3 protein-coding genes and 1 riboswitch are annotated in these 2,561 nt (G+C 36.5%); of the genes, 1 reads left to right on the forward strand and 2 read right to left on the reverse strand.

Annotated elements, in window-relative coordinates:
- Nucleotides 1-98: 98 nt before the first annotated feature.
- Nucleotides 99-1,076, forward strand: coding sequence for an LCP family protein (locus tag V7659_RS30565; protein WP_335543770.1), 978 nt, complete (start codon nucleotides 99-101; stop codon nucleotides 1,074-1,076).
- 58 nt (nucleotides 1,077-1,134) lie between these two features.
- Here V7659_RS30565 and rfbB read toward each other — a convergent pair whose 3' ends face one another.
- A complete protein-coding gene (gene rfbB, locus V7659_RS30570; RefSeq protein ID WP_335543771.1) occupies nucleotides 1,135-2,163 on the reverse strand; it encodes a dTDP-glucose 4,6-dehydratase in 1,029 nt (342 codons plus the stop codon).
- Nucleotides 2,164-2,268: 105 nt separating this feature from the next.
- On the reverse strand, nucleotides 2,269-2,379 hold the full coding sequence (locus V7659_RS30575) for a DUF3789 domain-containing protein (protein WP_335543772.1): 111 nt from the start codon (nucleotides 2,377-2,379) through the stop codon (nucleotides 2,269-2,271).
- Nucleotides 2,380-2,427: 48 nt separating this feature from the next.
- Nucleotides 2,428-2,513, reverse strand: a riboswitch (cyclic di-GMP riboswitch).
- Between the last annotated feature and the right edge of the window lie 48 nt (nucleotides 2,514-2,561).

Below are 2,561 nucleotides of genomic sequence, written 5' to 3' on the forward strand. Positions count from 1 at the left end.
AATTTATATTGAATCCAACATCCAAAAACAGTAAAATATTTTTATGACTATTAACCTAGTTAATTTAGAGGGATCTCTATACCAACATCGGAGGAAATATGAAAAAAAAGGGTAAAAATAAATGGAAAATCGTAGGTTTTAGCTTTTTGGGTATCATTTTACTTATTATCGCTGGCCTAGGGTACGGTTATTATCAATTGCAGCCAGATAATCATTTTACATCAGTACCAGTTGTAAGTTCTGGGAACAATGAACAGCAGGTAAATAAAAGTGTTGATATAAAAAAACCTGTATTTAACTTATTATTAATTGGTTCCGATGAAAGAAAAGGTCAAAATATAGGGCATTCTGATTCAATGATGCTTGTTCATGTTGATTTAACCAAGCATGAATATGATGCAATAAGCATTCCACGTGATACCCGTGTCCATTTAGATGGCTATGGATACACAAAGATTACGAGTGTCCAATATATTATGCAGGCAACAAAAGGGGCCAAAAAAGGGGTAGAGGCTGCTGTCAAAGCAGTTGGAGAATTAACCGGTGTTCCTATCAATTATTACGTAGAAACCAATTATGGCGGCTTTCAAGCGATGGTTGATGCCGTTGGTGGTATTGATATGAATGTCCCATTTGATGTTAAATTAACCCATCCTTGGTATAGTGAAAATAAAAATAAAGTAATAAGTACTGGTACACATGCTTTAAATGGAAAAATGGTCGCAGAGGTTGTCCACGAACGCTATTCTTTAAAAAACGGAGAGTATGGTCGTCAAAAACTCCAAGAAGAAGCACTAAAAGGAATTGCTAAGAAAGCTCTTAGTCCAAGTAATATCAATAATCTGCCTTCACTCGTAAAATCCATTCCTGATTTTGTAATAGCAAGCAATATGTCAACTTCCGATATGTTAAGTCTTGGACTTGCAGCAAAAGACTTCGAACCGAATACACAATTGGAATATCACCAGATTCCAGGTGTTGGAAAAAGAATGTATGATGACATTTTAAAGGCTAATAACTATCAACTGGTAATTGATAAGGATAAAATCAAAGATTTAATATCCATTCATTTTTAAAATACTGTTTAAAAAATTTACACACAGCTATAAAGTTCAAATCAAAGGAGAACTAATTTCAGTTCTCTTTTGATATTTCCGTTATCTGGGTGAATGTTCGGTAATTCAGCAACATTATCTGTTCCCACCACCAATTGTTATCTAAATACCATTCAATAGTCCGAGCAATCCCATCTTCAAAACTATATTCAGGTCTCCACCCTAGCTTCTCTATCTTCGCAGAATCGATAGCATACCGTTTATCATGGCCCAAGCGGTCTGTTACAAATTCAATTAAATCATTTGACTTACCTAAAGTACGAATGATCGTTTTTACCACTTCTAAATTACTCCGCTCGTTATGTCCGCCAATATTATAGACATCTCCCATAACACCTTTATGCATGACAAGATCTATAGCCGAACAGTGGTCCAGGACATGCAGCCAATCTCGGACATTCCTTCCGTCACCATATACGGGTATCTTTTCATCATTTAGGACACGTGAAATGGTCAAAGGAATCAGTTTCTCTGGGAATTGGTACGGGCCATAGTTATTAGAGCAGCGTGTGATATTGACTGGAAGTCCGTATGTTGCATGATAGACTCTTACTAGAAGGTCTGAAGATGCCTTACTTGCACTATAGGGACTATTTGGCTGCAACGGGGATTCTTCTGTAAAGAAAGTAGTTGGATCAAAGTCCAATTCACCATATACTTCATCGGTTGAAATATGGACGAATTTCTTAACACCAACATGCAATGCAGCATCTAGTAATACTTGTGTCCCTAAGACATTGGTACGAATAAAGATACTTGGATCAGTAATCGACCGATCGACATGACTTTCCGCTGCAAAATGAACCACATAATCAAATTTCTCCTGTTCAAACAGCGAAATTATCACCTCGCGCTCCGTTATATCAGCCTCAACAAAATGATAGTTTCGTCTCCCCTCGATATCACGATGCTTAGTTAAATCACCGGCATAGGTTAATAAATCAAGATTATAAATATCGTATTGTGGGTATTTATTCATCATATAGTGAACGAAATTTCCGCCAATGAATCCAGCACCGCCAATAATCAGTACTTTTTCCCTTTTCACCTCGTTCTCCCCTTTCGTTTTTGTTTAATTATATATAATTTATAAACTTATTTTGAAAAATAAAAAAAAACCCCAAAGTCGAGGTTGTTCAGTAAACGCTTTCAATTAATGTTGTGATTCAAGGAGTCGGTCTCCCCTTTTAGCTGCAACCATAAGACTCATTACTGTAAGCATAGAGAAAGATCCAACAAATAATCCTGCAATAAAGATAACCATAGTGTAACCTCCCAGAGTATATTCATAATCCGCAGTAAGGTGATCATATTCGGTAGCTGGCTGGCATAGTTGTGAGAACCTTAGCCCCTTTAGTTTTGCGCCTCCACTTTTCAATGGGTTTGCCCTTTCGTACGAACTATGTGCTTATATTGATAGTATACTAATTGTTACTAGTAATGAAT

The sequence above is a fragment of the Neobacillus drentensis genome, assembly GCF_036966985.1.
In the GTDB taxonomy this organism is placed as follows: Bacteria; Bacillota; Bacilli; order Bacillales; family Cytobacillaceae; genus Neobacillus; species Neobacillus drentensis_E.

Coding starts and splice junctions, on each gene's coding strand:
- V7659_RS30565 (WP_335543770.1), top strand. CDS start 99: ATGAAAAAAAAGGGTAAAAATAAATGGAAAATCGTAGGTTTTAGCTTT.
- V7659_RS30575 (WP_335543772.1), bottom strand. CDS start 2,379: ATGGTTATCTTTATTGCAGGATTATTTGTTGGATCTTTCTCTATGCTT.